The sequence below is a fragment of the Leucobacter soli genome, from assembly GCF_042659205.1.
In the GTDB taxonomy this organism is placed as follows: Bacteria; Actinomycetota; Actinomycetes; order Actinomycetales; family Microbacteriaceae; genus Leucobacter; species Leucobacter soli.
The window spans coordinates 1-5,533 of sequence record NZ_JBHSRW010000151.1 but is presented as its reverse complement, the minus strand read 5'-3'; the positions used below and the strand labels follow the sequence as shown (position 1 = coordinate 5,533).

Annotated in this window: 6 protein-coding genes; 4 read left to right on the top strand and 2 right to left on the bottom strand. The window is 68.9% G+C overall.

Features of this window, described 5'->3' with window-relative positions:
• Together ACFPZL_RS09345 and ACFPZL_RS09340 are read left to right on the top strand one after the other, a co-directional pair.
• Nucleotides 1–998 (top strand): [protein-PII] uridylyltransferase family protein (locus tag ACFPZL_RS09345; protein WP_452233259.1); only part of this gene is annotated, 998 nt, incomplete at its 5' end.
• 345 nt (nt 999–1,343) lie between these two features.
• Complete coding sequence (locus ACFPZL_RS09340; protein ID WP_218114994.1) at nt 1,344–2,114, top strand: alpha/beta fold hydrolase; 771 nt, start codon at nt 1,344–1,346, stop codon at nt 2,112–2,114.
• A gap of 85 nt (nt 2,115–2,199) precedes the next feature.
• On the opposite strand, the gene glnA is transcribed toward ACFPZL_RS09340, so the two are convergent.
• A complete protein-coding gene (gene glnA, locus ACFPZL_RS09335) occupies nt 2,200–3,624 on the bottom strand; it encodes a type I glutamate--ammonia ligase (RefSeq protein ID WP_218114995.1) in 1,425 nt (474 codons plus the stop codon).
• A 149-nt stretch (nt 3,625–3,773) separates the two neighbouring features.
• Between glnA and ACFPZL_RS09330 the strand changes: the two genes are divergently transcribed.
• A complete protein-coding gene (locus ACFPZL_RS09330) occupies nt 3,774–4,211 on the top strand; it encodes an RDD family protein (protein ID WP_218114996.1) in 438 nt (145 codons plus the stop codon).
• Between the two features lie 82 nt (nt 4,212–4,293).
• On the opposite strand, the gene ACFPZL_RS09325 is transcribed toward ACFPZL_RS09330, so the two are convergent.
• Nucleotides 4,294–4,995 carry a DUF4191 domain-containing protein gene (locus ACFPZL_RS09325; RefSeq protein ID WP_218114997.1) on the bottom strand — a complete coding sequence of 234 codons (702 nt, stop codon included), beginning with the start codon at nt 4,993–4,995 and terminating at the stop codon, nt 4,294–4,296.
• 144 nt (nt 4,996–5,139) lie between these two features.
• Here ACFPZL_RS09325 and ACFPZL_RS09320 point away from each other — a divergent pair.
• A partial coding sequence (locus ACFPZL_RS09320; protein ID WP_382335197.1) for a hypothetical protein occupies nt 5,140–5,533 on the top strand: 394 nt, incomplete at its 3' end.

The window sequence follows — 5,533 nt, the reverse complement described above, 5'->3', positions numbered from 1 at the left end:
CCGCGCTGCTCGACGGGCTGCTGCTCGCGATCCGGGATGCGGCGAGCCACGCCTCGCCGGCCGCCGATGCCGCGACCGCGGCCGAGCCGCCCGTCGAACTCGCCCTCATCGGCATGGGGCGTTACGGAGGCCGGGAGCTCGGCTTCGCAAGCGATGTCGACCTGCTCGCCGTCTACCGGGTCTCGGCCGAGGCCACCCCTGAGCACACCGCGGCCGCGCGCAAGTCCGCGGAGCGTCTGATCGCCGAGCTTCGGCGGCTGGTGAGCGACCCGCGCTTCACGGTTGACCTCGATTTCGATCTGCGCCCGGAGGGCAAGAACGGCCCGATCGTGCGCAGCCTCGACGCCTACCGCGCCTACTACGAGCGCTGGTCGCTGACCTGGGAGGCGCAGGCGCTGCTGCGGGCCCGCCCCGTGGCCGGCGATGCGGCGCTCGGCGCGGATTTCGTCGCGCTGGCCGACGAGATACGCTACCCGACGACGTTCGACGAGGCCGACGTGCGCGAGGTGCGGCGGATCAAGGCGCGGGTCGAGGCGGAGCGGCTGCCTCGCGGAGCGGACCCGAAGCGGCATCTGAAGCTCGGACCGGGCGGGATCAGCGACGTGGAGTGGCTGGTGCAGCTGCTGCAGCTGCAGCGCGGCGCCTTCCATCCGGCGCTGCGCACGTCTTCCACCCTGGACGCGCTCGAGGGCGCCGTCACCGCGGGGTTGCTGAGCGAGGAGGATCGTTCGCGACTCGAGGCGTCGTGGGTGCTGGCGAGCAGGATCCGTTCGGCCGCGAAGCTGTGGAGCGGGCGGATCGACGACACGCTTCCCGTCGATCGTCTCGAGCTCGAGGGGATCGCCGGCGTGCTGGGTCTGCCGCACGGGCGCACCACCGAGCTGGAGGAACGGTGGCTCTCGACCGCTCGCCGCGCCCGGGCGGTCTTCGAACGGGAGTTCTTCGGTTACAGCGATCGACCGGCGACGTTCCCGCTGATCCTGCCGGGAGGCAGCTGATGCCCGGCTGACCGTTCACCAAAATGTAACGAATATATTACAGTTTGGTCTGGTCAAGGTCGCCGGGGAAGCGTAACCTGATCGTTATGAACCAGTTGACCGCCTTCCTGGAAGCGCTGCTTGCGGAGGACGGGTTCGAGGCCGACGACGACGTCGAACTCTGAATCCTCCGCCGACCAGCGCTCCAGCACCCTGCGACGACGCAGCGGACGCGAGTTCAGCGGGCCCGGAGCCCGCACCGCACCGCCGCTCCTCGAAGCTGCGCGACGAAGTGAGGCTCCTGCGAGGGTTCGCTCGGTCGACGGGGAGCCGCCGGCGGGGAGCCGCTCCGGATAGGCTGAGGGGATGGCGGGCACGGATCGGACGTACGAGCGCGACCGCATCACGATGGCGTACACCGAGACCAGCGGGCCCGGTCCGTTGACGTTCGTCCTGGTCCACGGGATCGGGATGGGCAGAGTCGTGTTCTCGGAGGTCGCGGAGATCCTGTCCGAGCAGGGGCGCGTCCTCGCCGTGGATCTGCCCGGCTTCGGCGACTCTCCCGAACCGGGGAGCGAGTCGACGCTCGAGGAGACGGCGGAGGTCATCGTCGGCTTTCTCCAGGACGAGGCTCCCGGCCCCGTCGTGCTCGTCGGGCATTCGATGGGGACCCAGATCGTGGCAGAGGCGGCCTATCGCCACCCGGATCGGGTCGCGGCGCTCGTGCTGATCGCGCCGACGGTCGACCGGCATGCTCGGACGGCGACGCGGCAGGCGTTGAGGATGGTGCGTGACCTGACGGGAGAGGGACCGAAGGTCCTGCTGCTGGGGCTCTGGGAGTACGCCAAGACCAGCCCGATCTGGTTCGTCAACAAGCTGCGCTTCATGCTCGACCACCGGCTGGAGCTCATCTGCCCGGGCATAGCGACGCCGACGCTCGTGCTGCGCGGAGAGACCGATCGCGTCTGCCCGCGCGAGTGGGTCTCCGAGATCGCCGAGGCGCTGCCGGAGGCCCGCATGACGGAGATCTCCGGGCGCGGCCACGAAGCCATCATCAAGAGCCCCGAGCCGGTGGCGTCGCTGATCCTCGAATTCGTCGAGGCGCTGCCCCGCGCCGATCGAAGCAGCAGGAGGTAGCGGGAACGCGAACGGCTCGCCGGCCGACGCACCCCCGGGTTCCGGGAGCAGCGCCTACCGACGAGCCGTTCGCGTCGTCCGGCTGCTACACGCCGTAGTAGAGCTCGAACTCGAACGGGTGCGGGCGCAGCGCCATCGGTGCGATCTCGTTCTCGCGCTTGTACTCGATCCAGGTCTCGACGAGCTCCTCGGTGAAGACACCGCCCTCGAGCAGGAACTGGTGATCGGCCTCGAGCGCGTCGAGCGCCTCCTCGAGCGAACCCGGAACCTGGGGGATGTTCTTCGCCTCCTCCGGGGGCAGCTCGTAGAGATCCTTGTCGATCGGCTCCATCGGCTCGATGCGGTTGCGGATGCCGTCGAGCCCCGCCATCATCTGCGCAGCGAAGGCGAGATAGGGATTGCCCGAGGCGTCGGGGGCGCGGAACTCGATGCGCTTGGCCTTGGGGTTCGAGCCCGTGAGCGGGATGCGCACTGCGGCGGAGCGGTTGCCGGCCGAGTAAGCGAGGTTCACCGGCGCCTCGTAGCCCTTGACCAGACGGCGGTAGCTGTTGATCGTGGGGTTCGTGAAGGCGAGCAGTGCCGGTGCGTGGTGCAGGATGCCGCCGATGTACCAGCGGGCGATGTCGGAGAGCTGCGCGTAGCCGTTCTCGTCGTAGAAGAGCGGGTCCCCGCCCTTCCAGAGCGACATGTGGGTGTGCATGCCCGAGCCGTTGTCGCCGAAGATCGGCTTCGGCATGAAGGTGGCGGTCTTGCCCCAGAGCTCGGCGGTGTTCTTCACGACGTACTTGAACTTGAGCACATCGTCGGCGGCCTTCACCAGCGTGTTGAAGCGGTAGTTGATCTCGGCCTGCCCGGGCGCGCCGACCTCGTGGTGCGAGCGCTCCAGCTCCAGGCCGGCCTCGATGAGCCGCAGCGAGATGTCATCGCGCAGGTCGGCCTGCTTGTCGACGGGGGAGACGGGGAAGTAGCCGCCCTTCTCCCGAGTCGTGTTGCCCAGGTTGCCGCCCTCGACCTTGCGCGACGAGTTCCAGGACGCCTCCTCCGAGTCGACTTCGTAGAAGGTGCGACGTGCCGTGGTCTCGTAGCGCACCGAGTCGAGAATGTAGAACTCCGCCTCCGGTGCGAAGAACGCGGTGTCGGCGATACCGGTGGAGGCGAGGTACTGCTCGGCCTTCTTCGCGACCTGACGCGGATCCTTCGAGTAGATCTCGCCGGTGCGGGGGTTGAAGATGTCGCAGACGACGATCAGGGTGCGCTCGGCGCGGAACTGGTCGATGTACGCGGTGGTGACATCGGGGATCAGCTGCATATCCGACTCGGCGATGCCGGCGAAGCCGCGGATCGAGGAGCCGTCGAACATCTGCCCGACCTCGAAGAAGTCGGCCTCGACGGTCGCTGCGGGGATGTTGAAGTGCTGCTGCACCCCGGGAAGGTCGGTGAACCGGATGTCGACGAACTTGACATCGGTGTCCCGGATGAAATCGAGGACTTCCTGCGGGGTCTGAAACATACTGCTCCCTCACGTTCGGGCGCTCGGATGCGCCACGGCTTCGGACCCACTGTAGGCGAGAGACGTTTCGACTTCATGTGAACCGTGTTTCGTGGATGTTACGGCATGCGTGGCGCGAAGCCGCCGAGGGCGCCGATAGGATCGGACATATGTCTGGATCCGATCGACCGCAGCGCTTCGGAGATCTCGCCCCGAGCGAATGGCCCGGCGAACGGCTCGGCCTCCCCGAGCGCGGGCAGCACTCGGTGACGAGGATCGGCCGCCGCTTCCTCGCCATCGCGATCGATTGGGGAGCCGCGCTGCTCATCGCGCTGCTGTTCGCGCCCTACAGCACGTCCGCGCACAGCTGGGCCGCCTACCTGATCTTCATCGCGATGCAGATCCTCTTCATCCCCACGATCGGCGGCTCGATCGGGCACCGTCTGACCGGCTCCCGGGTCGTCCCCATCGCCGGCGGCTGGGTCGGCCTGTGGCGGCCGGTGGTCCGCACGGTGCTGCTCGCACTCGTCATCCCCGTGCTGGTCTGGGACAGCGACCAGCGCGGATTCCACGACAAGATCGCGGGAACCGTCCTGATCCGCGCGTAGCGATCCTCGGCGGAATCGCGGGAACCCCGGGGTCTGCCGGAAGGCGAGCCCTGCGCCCGGAACGCGGGCGGGGCGGCGTCGGTCAGCGGGGTCGGCCGGCGCGTACCTTGAACGGATCCATGCCCTTCGGGATGCCGATCGGATCGGTCCGCATCGACGAGACGCGCTTGTACACGGCATCGACCTCTCGGCGGCTCAGCACCGGCTTCATCTTGACGAGGGTGCGCGAGAGCTTGTGCAGCGGCACCTGATCCTCGCCCGTGCCGACGTAGAGTGTGGTGACGGCGACTCCGCTCAGGGTGCGGCGCAGCTGGGTCTCCTCGCGCGTCACGAGCTGCTTCGCCCGCTGCGGCTCGCCCTCGACGATGAGCACCGCGCCGCCCCGGCCGACCACGCGGTAGACGGCGTCGCGGCTGCGGTTCATGGCCACCGGGGTCTCGCTGCCGCGCCAGGAGCGTCGGAGCGCACCGTTGATCACGGCGCCGACAGCGCCCGGCTGACCCTCGATCTGCCGGTACGCGGTGGACTCGGCACGGCGGCCGAGCACGATCATCGCGAGCAGCAGGCCGACGAGGATGCCGGTGATCGGCCAGACGATCCAGCCGAACACGCTGTTGTTGAGCAGCCAGGCGGCCAGCAGCGCCAGGGCGATCGGGGCGATGAAGACGGCGAGCAGCGCGAGGGTCAGGTTGCGGTCGTGACGCCGCGTCTGCTGATAGACCCGGATCATCTGCTTGATGCGCCCGGGCTCCTTGTTCGCCTTCTGCGCCTTGTCTTTCGCCATGCCCTCTAGCTTACCGGCTCGGACGGGTGCGACCGGCCGCGATTCGGCGCCCGCAGCGGGGCGGAATCGGCTGTCGAGCCGAGTTCTCCACAGATACGCGAGCGGCGAGGATCGGGTCGCTCCGCGGCGCGCAGACTGTGAGACATGATGAATCGACGAGCCGCAGTGCCGGAGCTCGGTGCGGCCGAGGCCGCCTGGCTGATCCTCGAGATGATCTCGGTGGGCTTGCGGATGCATGCCCTCGGGTGGTGCCTTGGGCCGCTCCGACCCGGGGACCTGCTCATGACGCGGGCCGGCCTCGAACGCCGCTTGCCTCGCTCGTCCGCGCGGCGGCTTCTGCTGCGCTACCGAGGGCAGCGGCACCTTCGAGAGGGGCATGACTTCGGGTGCCGGGCGCTCGGCGTTCCGGGACCGGCCCTGGAGCGGATTCTGGCGGCCTGGGTCGAACCGCGGGCGCTCGGCTTCGCCCGGGCGCTGCTCCCCGAGGTGCTGCGCGAGGTGCGTCGAGAGTGGGATGCCGCGCCCGAGCCGCGGGGGT